This is a genomic window from Thorsellia kenyensis, from assembly GCF_042432445.1.
Lineage (GTDB): Bacteria > Pseudomonadota > Gammaproteobacteria > Enterobacterales > Thorselliaceae > Thorsellia > Thorsellia kenyensis.
The window spans coordinates 1-21919 of sequence record NZ_JBHLXE010000108.1 but is presented as its reverse complement, the minus strand read 5'-3'; the positions used below and the strand labels follow the sequence as shown (position 1 = coordinate 21919).

Below are 21919 nucleotides of genomic sequence, written 5' to 3'. Positions count from 1 at the left end.
CCTCTGAATTAAAAAACCGAACTATTTGGACTCGGTTTGTTCGGCTCGTTTAGCACGCATTCTTCTCAATTCTTTAGGATCGGCAATCAAGGGTCGATAAATTTCAATCCTATCACCTGATTTTACAAAATCATCTAATTTGACAATACGACTAAAAATACCCACCTTAACTTCATTAATATTTATTTCTTCGCAATAACTAAGTAAAGGGGATTTAAGAATAGCGTCTTTGACGGTATCAAGACTATTTACAGAGACATCGAACAAATATTGTTTATGAGGTAAAGCATAAACGACTTGAATTGTAAAATTTTCCATAAAAATTAATTATAAATTGCCTTAGCTCTGGCAACGAATGCATTAACCATATTAATGGCAAGTTCATTGAATACCTTGCCAAATGCAAGTTCTATGAGTTTATTAGTAAACTCGAACTGCAAATTAAATTCTATCTTACACGCATTTTCAGCCAAAGAAGTGAATACCCACTCTCCTGTAAGATGTTTAAAAGGGCCATTGACTAAATTTAATTTTATTAACTGACTATCATGAAGCTCATTTCGAGTGACGAATGTTTTTTTTATGCCTAGCTTTTCTACATCCATGGAAGCTACCATTTCATTTTCTAGATGACTAATAATATTAGCCCCTACACAACCAGGAATAAATTGTGGATAAGAAGGTACATCGTTAACTAAATCAAACATTTGCTTCGTGCTAAAAGAAACTAATGCTGATCGACTGATACTAGGCATATTTACGGTCCAAAAATTTAAAGTCAAAAAGCATCAAAGCTTAATGACTTCTAAAAGAATTAATATATTTATTAAGATTTAGCACGCTCAAAGGAGTCAAGTATCTCTTGACGAGCTGCTGCTGCATCAGCCCAACCATCAATTTTAACCCATTTACCGGCTTCTAGATCTTTATAATGAGAGAAAAAGTGTTCAATACGAGCTTTTAATGAAGAAGGTACATCGTCAATATCTTGAATATGCCCATAATCTTTACTCATTTTTTCATGAGGGACGGCGATTAGTTTAGCATCTTCACCAGCATCATCTGTCATCTTCAATACACCTACGGGACGACAACGGATAACTGATCCTGGCTGTAAAGGAAAAGGCGTTGGCACTAAAACATCTACCGGATCGCCATCTAATGATAAAGTGTTATTAATATAGCCATAGTTACATGGATATGACATAGATGTCCCCATAAATCTATCTACAAAGAGTGCGCCTGTTTCTTTATCAATTTCATATTTAACAGGATCAGCATTCGCTGGAATTTCAATTATAACAAAAATATCATCTGGCAGTGATTTACCTGCAGGTACGTTCAGTAAACTCATCTTTTATCCTTTTAAAAAACTTGTAAATATAAATGTTGTATTTTATTAGAAGTGTTTATACAGACCAATAAAACTTGTCTTGCGTTTAAATACTCAACGCCTCTTCTAATTTTAAAGGGGATTTATGATTTAAGCAATTAGAACCTGTGTAAACATTAAAGTTCTTGCTCGAATAACTCTAAAATAGACTGATAAAGTTGTTTTACGGAGACTTTTTTAGTAGGTGTTGTGAAAATAGTATCATCCCCAGCAATATTACCTAAAATCCCTCCATTTTTACCCAAAGAATCAAGTAGGCGAGCTATTAGCTGTGCTGCACCGGGGCTGGTATGAATGACAACTAATGAATCGTTATAATCCACATCAAGAACTAAATTTTTTAAAGGACTGGTTGCAGTTGGAATACTGCCATCTTGAGGTAAACAATATACAACTTCCTGTTTAGCATTACGCATTCTTAAAGCGCCAAATTTAGTCAGCATCCTAGAAACTTTAGATTGATTGATATTAAATCCTTTATTTTGTAATGCAGCAACAATTTCACTTTGCGAGCCAAATTTTTCTTCTTTCAAAATAGCTCTAAATGCTTTAATTAAATCATCTGGTTTTGCTGTCATATGTAATTTCCTGTAGGAACATAGAATGAAAAATTTCACTTATTTCTACCGATTATACTAAATTATCGTAGGGTACGCTTAAATATTCACAAAAATTAACAATATATGCATTTTGCTTCTAAGGAAATATAAAATTGAATAAAATTCAGAGTTAGGAATTGAGTATTTGTGTAAAAAGTAGGGCTTTGAAAGATATAAAAAACGCTCCCGGAGGAGCGCTTAGAATAACAAAAAACTTAACGTTTTCTTTTAGAACTTTTCTCTTGCATTTTAACAAGCTCAATAACTTTAAGTTTAGCTAAAGCACGAGATAATTGTGCTTCTGCTTCTGCTTGATCTATATCGCTTGCATGCTTAGCAAGTTGTGCTTCAGCACGCTGTTTAGAAGCTAAGGCACGTTCTTCACTAATCTCTTCGCCGTAAATAGCTGAATCAGACAGTACAATAACACGTTTAGGTTGCACCTCAAGAATACCACCACTTAGGTAAATTAACTCTTCTGTGTCATCTTTCTTAACAATTCTGACTAAACCCGGCTTTATCGCAGTAAGCAAAGGTGTGTGATCAGGATGAATACCAAGCTCACCTTCACTCCCCGTGATTTGGATTCTCTTAGCTTCTCCATTAAACAAAGAAGCCTCAGCACTCACTACATCTAGTATAAAAGTCTTTGCCATATTTTTCTCCATCACCCACTGATATCAATGGGTGTGACTTTTTACGATTTCATTTTTTTTGCTTTTTCTAATACTTCGTCAATGGAGCCGACCATATAGAATGCTTGTTCAGGAATATCATCGTACTCGCCATTCATAATTCCTTTAAAGCCCCTGATTGTTTCGCTTAAAGGTACATATTTACCTGGCGAACCGGTAAATACTTCAGCAACGAAGAAAGGCTGAGATAAGAAACGTTGAATTTTACGAGCTCTTGATACGACTAACTTATCATCTTCAGATAATTCATCCATACCTAATATAGCGATGATATCTTTCAACTCTTGATATCTTTGAAGTATTGTTTGCACTCCACGAGCAGTATCATAGTGTTCTTGTCCAACAACTAATGGGTCTAATTGACGGCTTGAAGAATCTAATGGATCAACTGCAGGATAAATACCTAAAGATGCGATTTGACGACTTAAAACAACGGTTGCATCCAAGTGAGCAAAGGTTGTAGCAGGAGATGGATCTGTTAAGTCATCCGCAGGAACGTAAACGGCTTGAACCGATGTAATTGATCCTGTTTTAGTCGAAGTGATACGCTCTTGTAACACTCCCATTTCTTCTGCAAGAGTCGGTTGGTAACCTACCGCTGATGGCATACGACCTAAAAGAGCCGATACTTCGGTACCAGCAAGTGTGTAACGATAGATGTTATCAACAAATAATAGAACATCACGACCCTCATCACGGAACTTTTCAGCCATTGTAAGACCGGTCAAAGCAACACGTAAACGGTTACCAGGTGGTTCATTCATTTGACCATAAACTAAAGATACTTTATCAAGTACATTAGAATCATTCATCTCATGATAGAAGTCATTACCTTCACGAGTACGCTCACCTACACCAGCAAAAACTGAATAACCTGAATGCTCGATAGCAATATTACGGATTAATTCCATCATATTTACTGTCTTACCAACACCGGCACCACCAAATAAACCAACTTTACCACCTTTAGCAAAAGGGCAGACTAAGTCAATAACTTTGATTCCAGTTTCTAACAATTCTTGTGAGTTAGCTAATTCTTCATAACTTGGTGCAGCACGGTGTATTCCCCAACGCTCTTTTTCACCAATAGGACCTTTCATATCAATAGGATCACCAAGGACATTCATGATACGTCCTAATGTTTCAGTTCCTACAGGAACTTCAATTACGTGACCCAAATCTTTAACAACTAATCCACGACGTAGACCATCAGACGTACCCATAGCGATACAACGAACGATTCCACCACCTAATTGCTGCTGAACTTCTAAGATTAACCTTTCAGAAAACCCTTCGATTTCAAGTGCATTATAGACTTTTGGGACTGAATCCTGAGGGAATTCTACGTCAACAACAGCACCTATAATCTGGATAATTTTACCAGTAGCCATTTTATATCCTCTAAATTTATGCGTTAACCTTGTCAAGGCTAATGATTATCAGCCTTAAACCGCTGAGGCACCTGACACAATTTCTGTTAATTCTTGCGTTATACTTGCCTGACGAGCTTTGTTATAAACTAATTGTAATTCGTTTATCATCTCACCAGCATTATCTGTTGCAGCTTTCATAGCTATCATTCTCGCTGCTTGTTCGCTCGCTAAATTTTCGGCAACACCTTGATAAACCTGAGATTCAACAAAACGACGAATAAGTAAATCTAACAACACTTTAGGATCTGGTTCGTACAAATAATCCCACGGTGTATTTTTTACTTCTTTATCACATTGTATCTCTTCATCAGGAATAATAGGTAATAGTTGCGTTAAGATAGCCTCTTGAGACATGGTATTGATGAATTTATTATGAGCTAAATAAACTTTATCAATTTTTTCTTCATCAAATTTATTGACCATGACTTCAATTAAACCTAGAAGATCTTCCAATTTAGGCGCATCACCTAGGTTTGTGTTTTGAGCGACAATATTTGCTTTAATAGAACTAAAAAAACTTACGGCTTTAGATCCAATTAAAGCTACGTCAACCTTGATGCCTTTTGAAATTTTCTCATTAATATCAACTAATACACTTTTGAACAAATTTGCATTTAAGCCACCGCATAAACCACGATCTGTAGAAACAATAATGTATCCTACTCTTTTTTGAGCGCGGTCTTCTAAATAAGGGTGCTTATATTCAAGATTGCCCTTGACTACGTGATTGATAACACGATGAATCATTTCAGCATAAGGGCGACCAGCAGCCATGCGTTCTTGAGATTTACGCATTTTTGAAGCAGCTACCATTTCCATTGCTTTTGTGATTTTTTGGGTATTTTTCACACTTGCAATTTTAGAACGTATCTCTTTTGCTCCGGCCATAATTGCCTATCCTTAAGACTAAATAAATAATATTGATACGCCGTATAGGCGTATCACTCAATTACCAATTAGATGTTTTTTTACAAGATGAAATAATCTCTTTAAATTGATTTTCTATTTCATCGTTATAATTACCTGTTTTATCAATCTCAGCCATAAAATCAGAATGAGCTGTATCAATGTAATGCATCAAAGCGGCTTCAAAAGCAACAATTTTTTCAACAGGAATATCATCTAAAAATCCTTTTTCTGCTGCATAGAGCAAAATGGCTTGTCTTGAAACAGACATTGGCGCATATTGTTTTTGCTTTAACAACTCAGTCACTTTTTGACCATGATCAAGTTGTTTACGTGTAGCATCGTCTAGATCTGATGCAAATTGAGCAAATGCAGCTAATTCACGATACTGGGCTAGTGCTGTTCTAATACCACCTGATAATTTTTTGATGATTTTAGTTTGTGCAGCGCCACCAACACGTGAAACCGAGATACCTGGATTGACTGCAGGACGAATACCTGAGTTGAATAAGTTAGTTTCAAAGAATATTTGTCCATCAGTAATTGAAATTACGTTGGTTGGAACAAATGCAGAAATATCACCTGCCTGAGTTTCAATAATTGGTAATGCCGTCAATGAACCAGTTTTACCTTTTACTTCACCCTTGGTAAACTTCTCAACATAATCGGCATTTACACGAGCTGCCCGCTCAAGTAAACGAGAATGAAGATAGAATACATCACCAGGGAAAGCTTCACGTCCTGGTGGACGACGAAGAAGAAGTGATATTTGTCTATAAGCTACTGCTTGTTTAGATAGATCATCATAAACAATTAGCGCATCTTCACCACGATCACGGAAATATTCACCCATAGCACAACCGGAATAAGGTGCTAGGTATTGAAGAGCAGCTGACTCAGAAGCAGAAGCAACTACAATGATAGTGTTTGATAAAGCATTATGCTCTTCTAATTTACGAACCACATTAGAGATGGTTGATGCTTTTTGTCCAATAGCAACATAGATACATTTAATCCCAGAATCTCTTTGATTAATTATTGCATCAATTGCTAAAGCAGTTTTACCTGTTTGTCTATCACCGATTATTAATTCACGTTGACCACGACCAATCGGAATCATAGCATCAACAGATTTATAACCTGTTTGTACAGGCTCATCAACTGATTGTCTATCAATAACACCAGGCGCTATTACTTCGACAGGTGAAAAGCCATCATTCTGGATGGGCCCTTTGCCATCAATAGGTTGTCCTAATGTATCAACAATACGTCCTAAAAGTCCACGACCTACCGGAACTTCTAAAATACGACCTGTACATTGTACTTTCATTCCTTCTGCTAGATCAGCGTAAGGACCCATTACAACTGCACCTACAGAATCCCTTTCAAGATTAAGGGCAATTGCATAACGATTATCTGGGAGAGCTATCATCTCCCCTTGCATAACATCAGCTAAACCATGAATACGAATAATGCCATCATTTACAGAAATAATGGTTCCCTCATGGCGTGCTTCACTCACGACATTGAACTGAGCAATTCTTTGCTTAATCAGTTCACTAATTTCTGTGGAATTCAATTGCATACTTCAGTCCCCTTAAGACTGTAAGACATCGGTCAGACGATTTAATCGCCCACGAATACTACTATCTATGACTAAATCACCAGCCCTAATTACTAGGCCACCTATTAAAGAAGCATCTATTTTGCTATGGAGTTTAACTTTACAAGATAAACGTTTTTCCATTGCATTTTTAATTGATTCTTGTTGAGAGGAATTTAATTCACTAGTAGAAATGACTTCTATATCGATTAAACCTTCGCTCTCTTTTTTCAAGCGTTCAAATTCAGTAAATACTTCTGGTAAGGCGAGTAAGCGACGGTTCTCTGCCATGACTTTAATTAAGTTTTTACCAGAATCACAAAGCGTATCGCCACAAATTTTAATAAACAAATTTGCTGACTCTTCTGATGAAAGAGAGCCTGTCAGCATTTTGGCTATATCATCATTTTTTGCCACTTCAGAAGCAAAAAGAAGCATAGATTCAAAATGAGCTATTGCGTTATTATCACCAGCCAGTTGTTTTTCATTGGCAAATTCAAAAGCAGCTTTAGCATAAGGCCGGGCTATAGTTATTAAATCAGACATACGCCCAATCTCCCTTAAAGTTCAGCAACAATTTTGTCGACGATATCACTGTTCGCTGATTCATCAATTGAACGCTCAATGATTTTTTCAGCACCAGCAATAGCCAAAAGAGCCACTTTTTTGCGAAGTTCATCTCTCGCTTTAACACGTTCTGCTTCAATTTCTGCTTGAGCTTGTTGTAGTATTCTACTACGCTCTTTTTCAGCTTCTAATTGAGCTTCCTCAATAATTTGAGAGCGACGCTTATTTGCAAGTTCAACAATAGCTAAAGCTTCTTCTTTAGCTTGTTTAATCTGCCCAGACACTTCAGCCTTAGCCTGCTCCATTTCTTGTTTACCTTGTTGAGCAGAAGCTAAACTATCAGCAATTTCCTTTTGACGTTTTTCTATAGCCCCAATGATTGGTGGCCATACAAACTTCATACAAAAAAGAACGAAAAGGACGAAACAGACGGCTTGTCCGAGGATGGTTAAATTTATATCCACAAGGCACTACCTCATTAATCGTTACTTTACAAATTCCAAAAATTCATATAATGCATTGGCATTATCTGATCCAACTTAATACAAATTTAAATTTTGCTTTTACTTGTATTAAGCTACAGGTACGAATCCTGGTGCGATAACGAAAAGAACATAAAGTGCAATACCCACTGTAATCATAGGAATAGCATCGACAAGACCCATTACAATGAAGAATTGTGTACGAAGTAAAGGGACTAAGTCAGGTTGACGAGCTGAACCTTCTATAAATTTTGAGCCAACAATAGCGATACCAATAGCACCACTAACAGACGCTAAACCAAGCATAACAGCAACAACGTAATAAATAGTATCCATGAAAATCTCCAATAAATGTTAAAGTTAAAATAAAAAACTACAAAAAAACCACAAAAAAATTAAACCGTCGTTTTTTAAAATGTTAATAAAACAATTTCAAAATAACAGCGATTTATATCTAATGTTCTTCAGACGCCATTGATAAGTAAACAATCGTGAGCACCATAAAGATAAATGCTTGAAGGGTTATAATCAAAATATGAAATATAGCCCAAGGCAAGCTTAACAACCACTGAGACCACCAAGGTAAAAGGGCTGCAATAAGGATAAAGATTAACTCACCCGCATACATGTTTCCAAACAAACGTAGTCCTAATGAAATAGGCTTAGAGATTAAAGCAACTAATTCAAGAACTAAGTTGATAGGAATAAAAACTGGGTGGTTAAATGGATGTAACGTCAATTCTTTAGTAAAGCCTAAAATTCCCTTCATTTTTATACTATAAAAAATAATTAGGAAAAATACGCCAAAAGCCATAGACATAGTCACGTTTACATCAGCAGTAGGTACAATTCTCAATGCTGGTAATCCAGCTAAAGTACCCAAATGCGGTATAAAATCGACAGGGATTAAGTCTAATGCATTCATCAATAAAACCCAGACAAATACAGTCAAAGCGAGAGGAGCTATCAACTTACTTTTTCCACGATACATGTCTTTAACATTGTTATCGACAAATCCGACAATCATTTCTATAGCACACTGTAATTTACCAGGAACCTCTGAAGTTGCCTTTTTTGCGACTGCTCTAAAAATAATTAAAAAAAGTAAGCCAGTAAAAATAGAAAAGAACATTGAGTCTAAATTTATAGACCAAAAAGTAGCATCTCCAACATTCAAACCTTCAGCGCTTAGATTTAAATGACTGAGATGATGTTCAATATAATCTTGAGGCGTTTCAATGACAGAAGACATAGTTAAGCAACCTTTATATTCAAATATTAATAATAAAACACATCAAAAATGTAATTGATTAAGTAACAAACAAACTATAACCAACTTGGAATATCAGCCCTAAAAAATACCCTGACATAAGAGGAAAAAAAGGGAGTTTTAAATAACTGATACTTAATACAAAAATAAAAATAACAATAATATATTTAAACATCATAGCAAAAAAAAGATTCAATGCTATTCCTTTAAACATATATTGTTGTTTATCATATCCCCAGCCTATCAAGATATTTAATCCATTAGGTAGGTTATAAGCAAGAGCCCCTAACAACAAAGCCCATGCACTATTGATGTCAAAAAAAAACACCACGCATGAAACCAAAAAGGATAATAAAAAATTAATTCCTACTTCCTTTAAAACAAATGGCTTAACCATTATGCGAGATATCCTCTATTGCCAAAAAAATATTTTTTATAAGTACATAATGCTCTAAGTCAGTGATAATTTTTTCGATTTAAGCATAGATATACTTTTTGATTTTTACTTTAAAACTAACATAAATTTACTTTAACTTCTATTATGACTTTTTTTTGAAGAAATTTGAATAACTTTTTGTTATTTTTAGTGACTTAATCACTTTTTTATCATAACAAGATGCCTTTTTACGTCACTAGCGGAAAAAGTTAAGTCTTTTGTTATTAAATCATGAAACCCTAATGCAAAGATGGCCTCTATTTCATCTTCTGGATATAAGCCTTTCATTGCATAATAAGTTCCATTTTCATCAAGAAGATGAGAACATAAAGTTATCATATCTTTTAAAGAAGCAAATGCTCTACTTATTACGCTGTCAAATAATTCATTAGGTCTAAACTCTTCAACCCTTGATTGAACAATTTCTACGTTGTTTAACTCTAGCTTTAATATTACCTCTTTCAAAAATCTGATTCTTTTACCTAAACTGTCTAATAAAACAAAATTTTTTTCAGGAAAAAAAATAGCCAGTACAATCCCTGGTAATCCAGGTCCTGTTCCTACATCAATTATTTTATTGCCTTTTAAAAAAGGGGTAACTAATAGACTATCCAAGATATGTTTATTAAGCATATCTAAAGGATTTCTTACTGAAGTTAGGTTGTATGCTTTATTCCATTTATCCAAAAGTTGAACATACTCGATCCATAAATTAATTTGGGAATCTGTCGCTTCAATACGCGCCTCATTTATAAGCGTCTTTAATTTTTCCTGCACAGTGACTCCAATAACAATAAAAAAGTTATTTATTTATTTATTTATTATCTAATGACTCATCTTTTAACTTTCTAGACAACCCATTTTTTTTTAGCCAAACCAAAAGAATTGATATTGCTGCAGGTGTAATACCTGATATTCTTGATGCTTGACCAATAGATACTGGTTTATGATCATTAAGTTTGCTAATAACTTCTTTTGAAAGACCTTTAATATCGTTATAGTCAATATCTAAAGGTAATGCAGTGTTCTCATTCCTTTCATGTCGCTCTATTTCTTCTTTCTGTCTTACAATATAACCTTGATACTTAGCTTGAATTTCAACTTGTAGTTCAACTTCAGTATCATTGATTGATGGAGAGAAATAATGATGACTTGTTAATTTATTATAAGTTAAATCTGGTCTTCTAAGTAACTCTTCGCCCGTCGCTTCTTTAGTAAGTGGCGCTGATAAAAGTTGATTAAATGTCTCTATATCTTTCATAGAAGGGTGAATCATTATAGATTTAATTCGTGCTTTTTCAGCCTCAATTTTTTCCATTTTTATATTAAATCTTGCCCATCTATTTTCATTTATGAGCCCCATTTCATAGGCAATAGGCGTTAATCTTTCATCAGCATTGTCTTCACGCAACATTAAGCGATATTCAGCCCTTGAAGTAAACATTCTGTATGGTTCTTTGGTTCCTAAAGTGCATAAATCGTCTACTAAAACACCAATATACGCTTGATCTCTTCTTACAATCCAAGCATCTTTTCCTTGTACCATTCTAGCTGCATTTATACCCGCTACTAACCCTTGTGCAGCTGCTTCTTCATACCCTGTAGTACCATTAATTTGCCCAGCAAAAAATAACCCCTCAATGAATTTACTTTCTAGTGAAGGTTTTAAATCTCTAGGATCAAAATAGTCATATTCAATAGCATAACCAGGTCGCATTATATAAGCATTTTCTAAGCCTGGTAATGATCTGACAATTTGTAATTGTACATCAAATGGTAAACTTGTTGAGATTCCATTAGGATAAATTTCATTACTTGTTAATCCCTCAGGTTCTAAAAAAACTTGGTGTGAATCTTTATCAGCAAATCTCATGATTTTATCTTCAATTGATGGGCAATATCTTGCACCTACACCTTCAATAATTCCTGCATACATTGGACTTCTATCTAGGTTTGCTCTAATTACATCATGAGTTTTATTATTTGTATGTGTTATGTAACAAGGAATTTGTCTTGGATGATCATCACGTTTACCCATAAATGAAAAAACGGGTAAAGGATCATCTCCTCCTTGAATACCCAACTGACTAAAATCAATTGTTCTTGCATCAATTCTAGGCGGTGTTCCTGTTTTTAATCTATCCGTTCTTAAATTTAAGTCTCTCAATCTTCTAGATAACGTTATTGCAGGAGGATCACCAGCTCTCCCACCACTATAATTTTCCATACCAATATGGATTTTTCCATCTAAAAATGTCCCTACTGTTAAAACAACGGTTTTAGCAGTAAAAATAACACCCATTTGGGTTTTCACTCCTGTTACTTTATTTCCTTCAATAATCAAATCATCTACAGGTTGTTGAAATAAAGATAAGTTTTTTTGATTTTCTAATGCTTGACGAACGTATTGTTTATAAAGCACTCTATCTGCTTGTGCGCGAGTAGAATGTACAGCAGGCCCTTTGCTACTATTTAAAATTCTAAATTGAATGCCAGAATGATCAATAGCTTTAGCCATTAAACCACCCATAGCATCAATTTCTTTTACAAGATGACCTTTCCCAATCCCACCAATAGCAGGATTACATGACATTTGGCCTAATGTATCAATATTATGAGTTAATAATAATGTATTTAAGTTCATTCTTGCGCTTGCCATTGCGGCTTCTGTGCCTGCATGACCTCCACCAACAACAATGACATCAAATTTTTCTGGATAATACATACGTAATCCTTGGTATAAACCTTTCTAAAAATGGTATTTATAAATATCCCATTTAAATTTTAAAAATTAAGTTAAGTTAACTGTTTATCATAACCAAATATGGCTTTACTTTAAAGTGAATTTTTATTCTATTTTTAGATTTAAAAGATGAGTTTTAACTATAAAAAGATACAGAGTTAATATTAAAGATTTTTTTGTTATCTAAACAACATTTCTAATATTTTAATTTAATTGGTTTAAGTACCTTTTATTCTATTATTACTTTAAATTCATTAAGTTACTTTACTAAGTGATTTTTTTATAGTAAATATTTTTAAAATTATATAGACATTCTATTGCTAGTAAAAATTGCAGATTTTATATTCAATTTCACGAAATGTTTAACGTATTTATTAAAAAGGTTTTTTCTTTTTTATTTTTTTTATTATTAGTTAATTTTTTTCTGTGGATAAACTTTAATATAATTTTAAATTCATTAACTTAAGTAAAATATTTCATGTTTATAACTCATTTTTTAGCTGTGTAAATGATAGGGATAACCAAGCTATTTATTCACATGAACAAATAGCTTTAATTTTTTAAACAACTTAATAACAACTGAATACATAGTTTACTCACATCTTTTAAATTAAAATTTTTTTAAAATTAGACTTATTAAAAGTTAATCAAAAAATGTATGTACAACTTGTCAGTAACCAGTTCGATTTTATGTTGATAACTTTAACATTTTTTTAGTATGTGGATAAAAATAACTGTTATAAACATGAAATATATGTGTAATTCCTTTGTTATACACAGATAAAAACAAGTTTAAGTTATTGAAATTTAATAGTAAAAATGAGTTATAAACAGATTTATAACTATGTAATAATAAAAAAAATAAAAAAAAATAAAAAGATTAAATATTAGTAACTCCAGAATATGAAATTAATCTTGCAGAATACTAAAATAGATAAGAAGAATGAAAAAAAACTGAAACTTTAAACTGAAAACGTTATACTTAAGAAAATATTCAATTCATTCATAGTAAATCACTATGTATGGTCATCTAAAATTACACTTTAAGCCATTTAAGACTTTAAAATTATGCAAAAATTTAATACTAAAACTTTTCAAGGTTTAATTCTTACATTACAAGATTATTGGGCTAATCAAGGTTGTACTATTGTGCAACCACTAGATATGGAAGTTGGTGCAGGAACATCACATCCTATAACTTGTTTAAGAGCATTAGGACCAGAACCTATTGCAGCAGCCTATGTTCAACCTTCAAGAAGACCAACTGATGGAAGATATGGAGAAAATCCTAATAGATTGCAGCATTATTATCAATTTCAAGTTATTCTTAAACCATCACCTGATAACATTCAAGAACTGTATTTAGGTTCACTTAAAGCATTAGGTATCGATCCTTTGATACATGATATTCGCTTTGTTGAAGATAACTGGGAAAATCCTACTTTAGGTGCTTGGGGACTAGGTTGGGAAATTTGGTTGAATGGAATGGAAGTTACCCAATTTACTTATTTTCAGCAAGTGGGTGGATTAGAATGCAAACCTGTAACAGGTGAAATAACTTATGGCCTAGAAAGACTTGCAATGTATATACAGGGTGTAGATAGTGTTTATGATCTTGTTTGGAGTGATGGTCCTTTTGGAAAAACTACTTATGGTAATATTTATCATCAAAATGAAGTTGAACAATCAACTTATAATTTTGAATATGCTGATGTTGACTTTTTATTTACTTGTTTTGAACAATATGAAAAAGAAGCTAAATATTTATTAGAATTAGATAAACCCTTACCTCTCCCCGCTTATGAAAGAATTTTAAAAGCTGCACATACTTTTAATCTTTTAGATGCAAGAAAAGCAATATCTGTTACAGAGCGTCAAAGATACATATTAAGAATACGCACATTAACAAAATCAGTTGCTGAAGCTTATTATGCTTCTAGAGAAGCATTAGGTTTCCCTCTTTGTGCAAAATAATCATTTTATAATATTAAACGATTATTTTTGCTTATTGCTAGTATTAGAATTATTAAAAAAGAAATTTTATTATGAAAACACATGCAAATTTATTAATAGAAATTGGAACAGAAGAATTACCTCCTAAAGCACTTAAAAAATTAGGAATGACTTTTCAAGATAATCTTAATAGTTTATTTAAAGACGCAGGAATAAATTTTACAAAATCGAAATATTTTGCTGCACCAAGACGTTTAGCTGTTTTATTTACTGAAATTGAAATAAATCAGAAAGATAAAATAGTTGAAAAAAGAGGACCTGCAATTAGTCAAGCATATGATGCAGATGGTAAAGCTACTTCTGCTGCCTTAGGTTGGGCAAAAGGATGTGGTATTGAAATCAATCAAGCTAAAACTTTAAAAACAGATAAGGGTGAATGGTTAATTCATGAATCTTTAATTAAAGGGGAAAATATTAAAAGCTTAATTCCTGATTTTGTTAATAAAGCATTAAACCAATTACCTATCCCAAAATTAATGAGATGGGGGAATCATGATACACAATTTGTTAGACCTGTACATACAGTTTGTTTAATGATTGATGATGAAATAATTGAAGGAACTGTTTTAGGCATTAAATCAAATAATATTATTTGTGGCCATAGATTCATGGGACAAACTAAAATTACTCTAAATCACGCTGATGAGTATGAAACTCAATTAAAAAATGTTGGCTTTGTGATAGCAGACTTTGAAACTCGCAAAATGATCATAAAAAATGGGGTAATTAATGCTGCTGATAATTTAAATACTATAGCAGATATAAGTGAAGAACTATTAGAAGAAGTGACTTCTTTGGTAGAATGGCCTGTCATTTTAACTGCTCAATTTGAAAAGAAGTTTTTATCTGTTCCACCTGAAGCGCTTGTTCATACGATGAAAGGAGATCAAAAGTATTTTCCTGTCTATGAAAAAAATACAGGAAAGCTGTCCCCACATTTTATTTTTATAAGTAATATTGAATCAAAAGATCCTGCACAAATTATTGCTGGTAATGAAAAAGTGGTTAGACCTAGATTATCAGATGCTGAATTTTTCTTCGAAACAGACAAAAAAATTAAACTAGCAGACAGATTACCTAAATTATCTTCTGTTCTTTTTCAACAGCAATTAGGTTCATTAAAAGAAAAAAGTGAAAGAATTGCTGCCTTAAGTGAAAAAATTGCTGAAAAGATTGGTGCTGATCCTAAGCTTTCTTATAGAGCCGGATTATTATCAAAATGTGATTTATTAACTAATATGGTCTTTGAATTTACTGAAACGCAAGGCGTAATGGGTATGCATTATGCATTACATGATGGTGAAAATGAATCTGTTGCTTTGGCGATTAAAGAACAATATTTACCGAAATTCTCTGGAGATATCTTACCTAGTAATTTAATTTCATTATCAGTCGCTATCGCTGAAAAAATGGACACACTAGCTGGAATTTTTGGAATTGGTCAACATCCAAAAGGAGATAAAGACCCTTTTGCATTAAGAAGAGCTTCGCTCGGTATATTAAGAATAATAGTAGAAAAAGAATTACCTCTTGATTTAGAAGTAATTACACAATGGGCTATTGATCTTTATGGCGATAAACTATCTAATTTAAAAGCTAAAGAAGAAATCATTGAATTTATGTTAGGTAGATTTAGAGCTTGGTATCAAGAGGCTGGATTTAAAGTAGATACTATTCAAGCTGTTTTAGCTAGAAGACCTACTTATCCTGTTGATTTTGATAAAAGAGTTAAAGCTGTTACACATTTTAGAACACTTGAAGAAGCGGAATCTTTAGCAGCAGCTAATAAACGCGTATCAAATATACTTTCTAAAATTGATATTGACGTAACAGAATTACCTAAAGCCTCTTTATACTCTTCACTTGAAGAAAACAGATTAGCGGCTCATTTAGTAGTCATTAATGATGAATTAAAGCCTTTATTTGATAATAATGATTATCAATCAGCTTTAATTAAACTTGCAGAATTGAGACATAATATCGATGAATTTTTTGATAAAGTAATGGTAATGGATGAAAATCTTGAAGTAAGAGCAAATAGGTTAAGATTATTAAACCAATTAAGAAACTTATTTTTGCATATTGCTGATATTTCGTTATTACAATAGATGAAGTTATATTATTTCTTTAATTATAGGATTATTTAATGAAAATAAATGGCCATGTTAAACGTGTATTACTCGTAACTACTTTATTATCTACATTATTTTATATTAGTGCATGTAGCGATCCTGAAGTTAAGCAAAGGGCAGAATTTAAAAATTATGTTGAAAATACCGTTTTAAGAGTCGGCTATGAATTACCTGAATTAAGTGAAGATCAGAAAGAAAAATTTGGGGAGTATAGCCAAGATTATGAAGCGATTTTTAATTTCACTAAACGATTTAATGAAATAACAGAAAGATCTTTTAATCCTTTAATGGAGCATTTGTCTCAAATTAAAGTGACCGAAGATTATATCGCTTTACAGCCTATTTTAAGTGAGGATTTAACTAAAATTTTCTTTTTAAAAAGTGATATTGAAAGTTTAAAAAGTGATACGCTAAGTAAGCTGTCAAAAAAATCATTTCCGGAAGATTTAAATGCAGTAATGACTCCAGCAATAGAAAAATTAATTACTTTAAGGGCTGATCCTTTACTTGAAAATATAGATGGCTTAGTTACTTTAACAAAAAATGTTAATCAATTAGGATTGTTCCTAAATGAAAATAAAGCCAATATTACTTATGTTCAGGGTATTCCTAATTTTAAATCAAAAGAGTTAGCTGAATCATACAATGCAATGATAAATAAGATTGCTGAAGATATAAAATATCATGAAGCAACAATTGCTTTATACAATGCATTTAATGAAAAATAGCTAAAGGAGTTTAAGATGGGTTTTCGTTACAAAGACATTATTCAATCAGAGCTTAAAGAAGCACACACGTTATTAGATAATTTTTTATCTACTGAAAACGTTCTTGAACTTATTGAAAATGCAGCAATTATGATAGCTGAGTGTTTCAAAGCGGGTGGAAAAGTAATGTCATGTGGTAATGGGGGATCTCATTGCGATGCTATGCATTTTGCTGAAGAATTAACTGGCAGGTATAGAGAAAATAGACCTGCTTACCCTGCTATCGCAATATCTGATATTAGCCATACGACATGTGTAGGTAATGATTTTGGTTTTGATTCTATTTTTTCCAGATTTATTGAAGGCGTAGGTAAAGAAGGCGATGTATTATTAGCTATATCTACCTCAGGTAATTCAATAAATATTATAAAAGCTATTGAAGCTGCGAGAAGTAAAGGAATTAAGGTCATCACTTTGACTGGAAAAGATGGCGGTAAAATGGCAGGTTCTGCTGATATTGAAATTCGTGTTCCTCATTTTGGTTACGCAGATAGAATTCAGGAAATACACATTAAAGTAATTCATATCCTAATGCTATTAATAGAAAAGGAGATGCAGTAGTTTTGTAAATCTAATTAAAGCACTTTATTATTTAGCCTATTTTACTAGTCAAATTTATTTATCGAGTAGGTTAAGGCCTTACCGTCTTATCCCTCTCACAAAATCTTACGTACGGACCTCGTATACGGCTCATGCTAGTAAATATCAAACATTCTTTTAGACGTTATCTAGATATGCAAGGTGTGTGTTTTTCTTGCATATTCAATCTCGTGTTATTTCTATTTTTTTATTACTCATAAACTTTGGTAATTATTTCAATAGAAGTCATCAGCGTTCTAGCCATAAAGTAATCTACTAATGATTTTTCTACCTACTTCTATCATACTGTTCACATCTTAAGCCTTCATTTCACTTTCAGCCAGCAAAGGAGACACCAGTGCAAATAGTTTCTCTCCTTTTCTCTTGCACACGATTACTCGGCTCCATTGGCAGGAGATTTCTCACTACTATAAATTCATCTGCCACCTCAAACTTCTTTGAAGTTGACAGGTTTGCTCAGCAAAACTGTGTTAAAAAATCTGAATTAAATATAGATTTCTTAATGGTAACCTTTTTAAAATCTAGTTTATAAGTTTAAAAAGAATTTAAAATTGTAAATTTCACTCTAAATCATAAGGTAGTTTTTGTATAAATAATTGACTATCATCACAACCAATTATTTTAAATTCACTGTTTTCCTCTAATCTATTGCTTAAAACCACTTGGATAAAAATTTCGTTTTTTTCTTTTACAAAAGAGATTATATTTCCTGTTTCTTTATAATTTTCTCCAAGCTTCATCAGTAAGTTAGATCCAATTTCAGGGCTAACACTGCTTGTACCTTTTAAGTAATAAAGGGCTCTTTTATTCGCACCTCTATACTTAGCTCTAGCAACCATTTCCTGTCCTGTATAACAACCTTTCGAAAAACTTATAGCATTAAGCGCTTGGATATTTAAAGCTTGGGGTAAAAACTCTTGAGATGTAACCAAGCTCAATTGGGGAATACCTCTTTCAATTTGTGTTTTTTCAAATAAAGAGGAATCACAAGTGGAAATCGTATAATTGAGTTTAGATAATTCAGCAAAAAAGTTATCATCATCTGAAAAGTTTATAATAATAAAATCGTTATTATCACCTAAAGAGAAATGAAACTTTCCATTGTTTAATAAAGTATTAGTACTATTATATTCTTTTTGAGTTTCTATGGACGTAGAAAAGTTAGCTAAAAGGGCTTGAATCCTCTCTTTATCACTAAGTGATACATTGTCTAAGTGAAGAAAATGAAATGAAGTTTCTGGTTGAATTTCAAAAGAGACTTTAGAAAATATAGCATATTTTTTAATTTCTTTTAGCTGTGATTCTTCTAGAGATTTAGGCAAAATATAAAAAAAAGTATCATCATTTTGCTTCCATATCATTAATAATGCTATCACTTTGCCTTTGGGTTCACAATGTGCTGCATAGTAAAGTGTTTGTGTCTGCATCTTATAGAGATCTTGAGTTACTTGCCCTTGAAGATATTTTTGAGCTTCTATACCTGAGACTTTGATAAGTGTATACTGATTTAATTTACTGATAGAAAGAGATTTGATCATTACGAATCCTTTTAAAGTGAAGAAATAAATATTTTGTTTTTTATATTGTTGTTGCAATTCTAACATAGGTATTATACGAATTGAGGCATCAGCATTAATTTTGATTAGGATATAAATATGCCATTTAAGGAACTCCCTACGGAATCTTACTACGAAGCTTTATCTAAAAAAGAGAATTATTTAAAAGAATTGCTGGCTCAATTCGAAACACCACAAATAAAAGTATATGAATCGCCCAAACAGAACTACCGAATGCGGGCTGAATTTAGAATTTGGCATGAAGGAGATGATTTATATCACATCATGTACGATAAAAATACAAGAGAAAAAATCAAGCTAACGCAATTTCCTGTGGCTAGTTTACTTATAAATCAAGTAATGCCAATTTTAATTGAACAAATAAAAGTAAACGAACTTTTGAGATTTAAATTATTCCAAGTTGATTACCTGTCCACTCAGAGTGGAAAAATACTAGTTTCTTTGCTTTATCATAAAGCACTAGATGATAAATGGATTGAAAAAGCGAAAAAATTAAGAAAAGATTTAATTAACATGGGTTTTGATATACAAATCATAGGAAGATCACACAAACAAAAAATAACTCTTGATGTAGATTATGTAGATGAGGTAATCAAGGTAAAAGATAAAAAGCTTGTTTATCGTCAAATTGAAAATGGATTCACTCAACCAAATGTAGTTATTAATGAAAAAATGTTAGATTGGGTTTTTGATGCGACAAAAGAAAGTGAAGGTTCCTTATTGGAATTATATTGTGGTAATGGTAATTTTTCTATTGCAATCGCAGAAAATTTTAGACGTGTGCTTGCTACTGAAATTGCTAAATCTTCAGTAGAAATTGCTCAATACAATATTATGGTAAATCAGATCAATAATCTGAGCATAATCAGGTTATCTGCGGAAGAATTTACTCAGGCAATCAAAGGGGTTCGTCAATTTAATAGGCTAGCTGGTATTGATTTAAATGATTTTTCAGATTGTCAAACAGTGCTAGTTGATCCACCTAGAAGTGGCCTTGATGAAAAATCGATTGAAATGATACAATATTACTCAAGAATCATTTATATCTCTTGTAATCCATTAACTTTGGTTGACAACTTAAAAACTTTAAGTCAAACGCATAAGATATCTCATTTAGCTCTTTTTGATCAATTCCCATATACTGATCATATTGAAACTGGCATTATTTTAGACCTTAAATCATGAATATAAAAGAATCGGAATTTAGCCATTTTGTATTAAATTGGTATGAATTGCATGGAAGAAAATCTTTACCCTGGCAAATTATTAAGTCACCTTATCATGTTTGGCTATCAGAGGTTATGCTACAACAAACACAAGTGGCTACTGTTATAGATTATTTTAACCGTTTCATAGCCCGCTTTGAAACTATAAGGGATTTAGCAAATGCTGATATTGATGAGGTTCTTCATCTTTGGACTGGATTAGGGTATTACGCTAGGGCTAGAAATCTTCATAAAACAGCTAAAATCATTAGCGACGTGTATGATGGTAACTTTCCCAATGAGATTGAGAAAATAATTCAATTGCCAGGCATCGGGCGTTCTACCGCAGGTGCAATTTTATCATTATCAATGAATTTGTCTCATCCTATATTAGATGGGAATGTAAAAAGAGTATTATCCAGAGTTTTCCATGTAGACGGTATACCTAACCATTCAATTACTGAAAAAAAACTATGGGGTTTAACAGACTCACTTACCCCTAAAGAAAATCCTGCTAAGTATAACCAGGCTATGATGGATTTGGGGGCAATGATATGTACTAGGAGTAGACCAAAATGTGATCTATGTCCTTTAAATACACTTTGTATGGCGTATGCAAATTATGATTGGGATAAATATCCAAATAAAAAACCAAAAAGAGATAAGCCAACCAAATCAGGGTGGTTTTTAGTTGTTTATCAAAAAGATGAAAAAAAGCAAATAAAGCTTGCAATGAAGAAGAGAGCTGATCAAGGGATATGGGGCGGATTATTCAGTTTTTTAAGTTTTGATTCAGAGCAGGATACCATTAATTATATTAATCGGTGCGGAAGTGATCTAAAGCAGACTGAAATAAATATTCATAGCCCAATAAGCTCATTCGTGCATACCTTTACTCATTTTCATTTAAATATTATACCAGTTGTTTTTTCAAAGGATGAGCTACCTACATTTGATACAATCAATGAAAAGGAATCTATTTTTTGGTATGATTTAAGAAAACAAGTAGATATAGGCTTACCTGCACCTATATTAAAATTAGTAGAGATATTGAAATTAACACTTATTTAGCAAGTTTAAAAATAAAAAAGGAATAATTATGTCCAGAACCGTTTTTTGTGCATATCTAAAAAAAGAAGCTGAAGGTTTGTCCTTTCAATTCTATCCTGGAGAATTAGGAAAAAAAGTATTTAATGAGATTTCAGTAGAGGCATGGAATCTTTGGCTTAAAAAGCAAACCATGCTGATAAATGAAAATCGTCTAATAATGACAAACCCAGAGCATAGAAAACTAATAGAGACTGCAATGATTGATTTTTTATTTAATGGAAAAGAGATTGAAATAGAAGGATATAAACCAGAATCATAGGTAGATTTACTGAAACTACCGTAAAAGTTTATCCATTTCTATATTAAAGTGCAAAAAATCATTAGGTGAATTCAAGACATAAGTGCATACCCCACGATAATTTTTTCTCTGGTTATGCCTGTTAGTTCT

The 21919-nt window shown here is 32.6% G+C and carries 23 protein-coding genes; 7 read left to right on the top strand and 16 right to left on the bottom strand.

Features of this window, described 5'->3' with window-relative positions; all coding sequences use genetic code 11:
* Positions 1–21: 21 nt before the first annotated feature.
* The 15 genes from ACFFIT_RS11345 to mnmG form a co-directional block, all read right to left on the bottom strand.
* Entirely contained in the window at positions 22–318 is a 297-nt protein-coding gene (locus tag ACFFIT_RS11345; RefSeq protein ID WP_385877787.1) for an RnfH family protein, read from the bottom strand.
* Positions 319–323: 5 nt separating this feature from the next.
* Entirely contained in the window at positions 324–755 is a 432-nt protein-coding gene (locus tag ACFFIT_RS11340; protein ID WP_385877786.1) for an SRPBCC family protein, read from the bottom strand.
* A 71-nt stretch (positions 756–826) separates the two neighbouring features.
* On the bottom strand, positions 827–1354 hold the full coding sequence (gene ppa, locus ACFFIT_RS11335; RefSeq protein ID WP_385877785.1) for an inorganic diphosphatase: 528 nt from the start codon (positions 1352–1354) through the stop codon (positions 827–829).
* Positions 1355–1509: 155 nt separating this feature from the next.
* On the bottom strand, positions 1510–1971 hold the full coding sequence (argR, locus tag ACFFIT_RS11330; protein ID WP_385877784.1) for a transcriptional regulator ArgR: 462 nt from the start codon (positions 1969–1971) through the stop codon (positions 1510–1512).
* A 236-nt stretch (positions 1972–2207) separates the two neighbouring features.
* Positions 2208–2648 carry a F0F1 ATP synthase subunit epsilon gene (locus tag ACFFIT_RS11325; protein ID WP_385877783.1) on the bottom strand — a complete coding sequence of 147 codons (441 nt, stop codon included), beginning with the start codon at positions 2646–2648 and terminating at the stop codon, positions 2208–2210.
* A 41-nt stretch (positions 2649–2689) separates the two neighbouring features.
* Entirely contained in the window at positions 2690–4078 is a 1389-nt protein-coding gene (atpD, locus tag ACFFIT_RS11320) for a F0F1 ATP synthase subunit beta (RefSeq protein WP_385877782.1), read from the bottom strand.
* Positions 4079–4132: 54 nt separating this feature from the next.
* Positions 4133–5008: a F0F1 ATP synthase subunit gamma gene (atpG, locus tag ACFFIT_RS11315; protein ID WP_385877781.1), complete on the bottom strand. Its 876-nt coding sequence runs from the start codon at positions 5006–5008 to the stop codon at positions 4133–4135.
* A 61-nt stretch (positions 5009–5069) separates the two neighbouring features.
* Entirely contained in the window at positions 5070–6611 is a 1542-nt protein-coding gene (gene atpA / locus ACFFIT_RS11310) for a F0F1 ATP synthase subunit alpha (protein WP_385877780.1), read from the bottom strand.
* Between the two features lie 12 nt (positions 6612–6623).
* Positions 6624–7175: a F0F1 ATP synthase subunit delta gene (gene atpH, locus ACFFIT_RS11305; protein ID WP_385877779.1), complete on the bottom strand. Its 552-nt coding sequence runs from the start codon at positions 7173–7175 to the stop codon at positions 6624–6626.
* A gap of 14 nt (positions 7176–7189) precedes the next feature.
* Positions 7190–7660, bottom strand: coding sequence for a F0F1 ATP synthase subunit B (gene atpF, locus ACFFIT_RS11300; RefSeq protein WP_385877778.1), 471 nt, complete (start codon positions 7658–7660; stop codon positions 7190–7192).
* 108 nt (positions 7661–7768) lie between these two features.
* Positions 7769–8014 (bottom strand): F0F1 ATP synthase subunit C, encoded by a 246-nt coding sequence (atpE, locus tag ACFFIT_RS11295; protein WP_385877777.1) that lies wholly within the window; start codon positions 8012–8014, stop codon positions 7769–7771.
* Between the two features lie 118 nt (positions 8015–8132).
* Entirely contained in the window at positions 8133–8930 is a 798-nt protein-coding gene (gene atpB / locus ACFFIT_RS11290; RefSeq protein WP_385877776.1) for a F0F1 ATP synthase subunit A, read from the bottom strand.
* Positions 8931–8988: 58 nt separating this feature from the next.
* Positions 8989–9345: an ATP synthase subunit I gene (locus ACFFIT_RS11285; protein ID WP_385877775.1), complete on the bottom strand. Its 357-nt coding sequence runs from the start codon at positions 9343–9345 to the stop codon at positions 8989–8991.
* Between the two features lie 198 nt (positions 9346–9543).
* Entirely contained in the window at positions 9544–10161 is a 618-nt protein-coding gene (gene rsmG / locus ACFFIT_RS11280; RefSeq protein ID WP_385877774.1) for a 16S rRNA (guanine(527)-N(7))-methyltransferase RsmG, read from the bottom strand.
* Positions 10162–10198: 37 nt separating this feature from the next.
* The gene (mnmG, locus tag ACFFIT_RS11275) at positions 10199–12109 is read right to left on the bottom strand and encodes a tRNA uridine-5-carboxymethylaminomethyl(34) synthesis enzyme MnmG (RefSeq protein WP_385877773.1); all 1911 of its coding nucleotides are present in this window, start codon (positions 12107–12109) and stop codon (positions 10199–10201) included.
* A 1086-nt stretch (positions 12110–13195) separates the two neighbouring features.
* Here mnmG and glyQ point away from each other — a divergent pair.
* The 4 genes from glyQ (at position 13196) to lpcA (ending at position 17600) form a co-directional block, all read left to right on the top strand.
* Positions 13196–14101, top strand: coding sequence for a glycine--tRNA ligase subunit alpha (gene glyQ, locus ACFFIT_RS11270; protein ID WP_385877772.1), 906 nt, complete (start codon positions 13196–13198; stop codon positions 14099–14101).
* Between the two features lie 71 nt (positions 14102–14172).
* Entirely contained in the window at positions 14173–16248 is a 2076-nt protein-coding gene (gene glyS / locus ACFFIT_RS11265; protein ID WP_385877771.1) for a glycine--tRNA ligase subunit beta, read from the top strand.
* A 38-nt stretch (positions 16249–16286) separates the two neighbouring features.
* Positions 16287–17000, top strand: coding sequence for a DUF3053 family protein (locus ACFFIT_RS11260; RefSeq protein WP_385877770.1), 714 nt, complete (start codon positions 16287–16289; stop codon positions 16998–17000).
* Between the two features lie 15 nt (positions 17001–17015).
* Positions 17016–17600, top strand: coding sequence for a D-sedoheptulose 7-phosphate isomerase (lpcA, locus tag ACFFIT_RS11255; RefSeq protein ID WP_385877769.1), 585 nt, complete (start codon positions 17016–17018; stop codon positions 17598–17600).
* A gap of 599 nt (positions 17601–18199) precedes the next feature.
* Here the strand turns inward: lpcA and ygfZ are convergent.
* Positions 18200–19243, bottom strand: coding sequence for a tRNA-modifying protein YgfZ (gene ygfZ / locus ACFFIT_RS11250; protein ID WP_385877768.1), 1044 nt, complete (start codon positions 19241–19243; stop codon positions 18200–18202).
* 51 nt (positions 19244–19294) lie between these two features.
* Here ygfZ and trmA point away from each other — a divergent pair, with 51 nt between their 5' ends.
* Genes trmA through ACFFIT_RS11235 form a run of 3 tightly spaced genes read left to right on the top strand, consistent with a single transcriptional unit; the run spans position 19295 to position 21790 of the window.
* Positions 19295–20401, top strand: coding sequence for a tRNA (uridine(54)-C5)-methyltransferase TrmA (gene trmA, locus ACFFIT_RS11245; protein WP_385877767.1), 1107 nt, complete (start codon positions 19295–19297; stop codon positions 20399–20401).
* Positions 20398–21492, top strand: coding sequence for an A/G-specific adenine glycosylase (gene mutY / locus ACFFIT_RS11240; RefSeq protein ID WP_385877766.1), 1095 nt, complete (start codon positions 20398–20400; stop codon positions 21490–21492). Before trmA ends, mutY begins: the two co-directional genes overlap by 4 nt.
* Positions 21493–21520: 28 nt before the next feature.
* Positions 21521–21790 (top strand): oxidative damage protection protein, encoded by a 270-nt coding sequence (locus ACFFIT_RS11235; protein WP_385877765.1) that lies wholly within the window; start codon positions 21521–21523, stop codon positions 21788–21790.
* Positions 21791–21919: the final 129 nt, after the last annotated feature.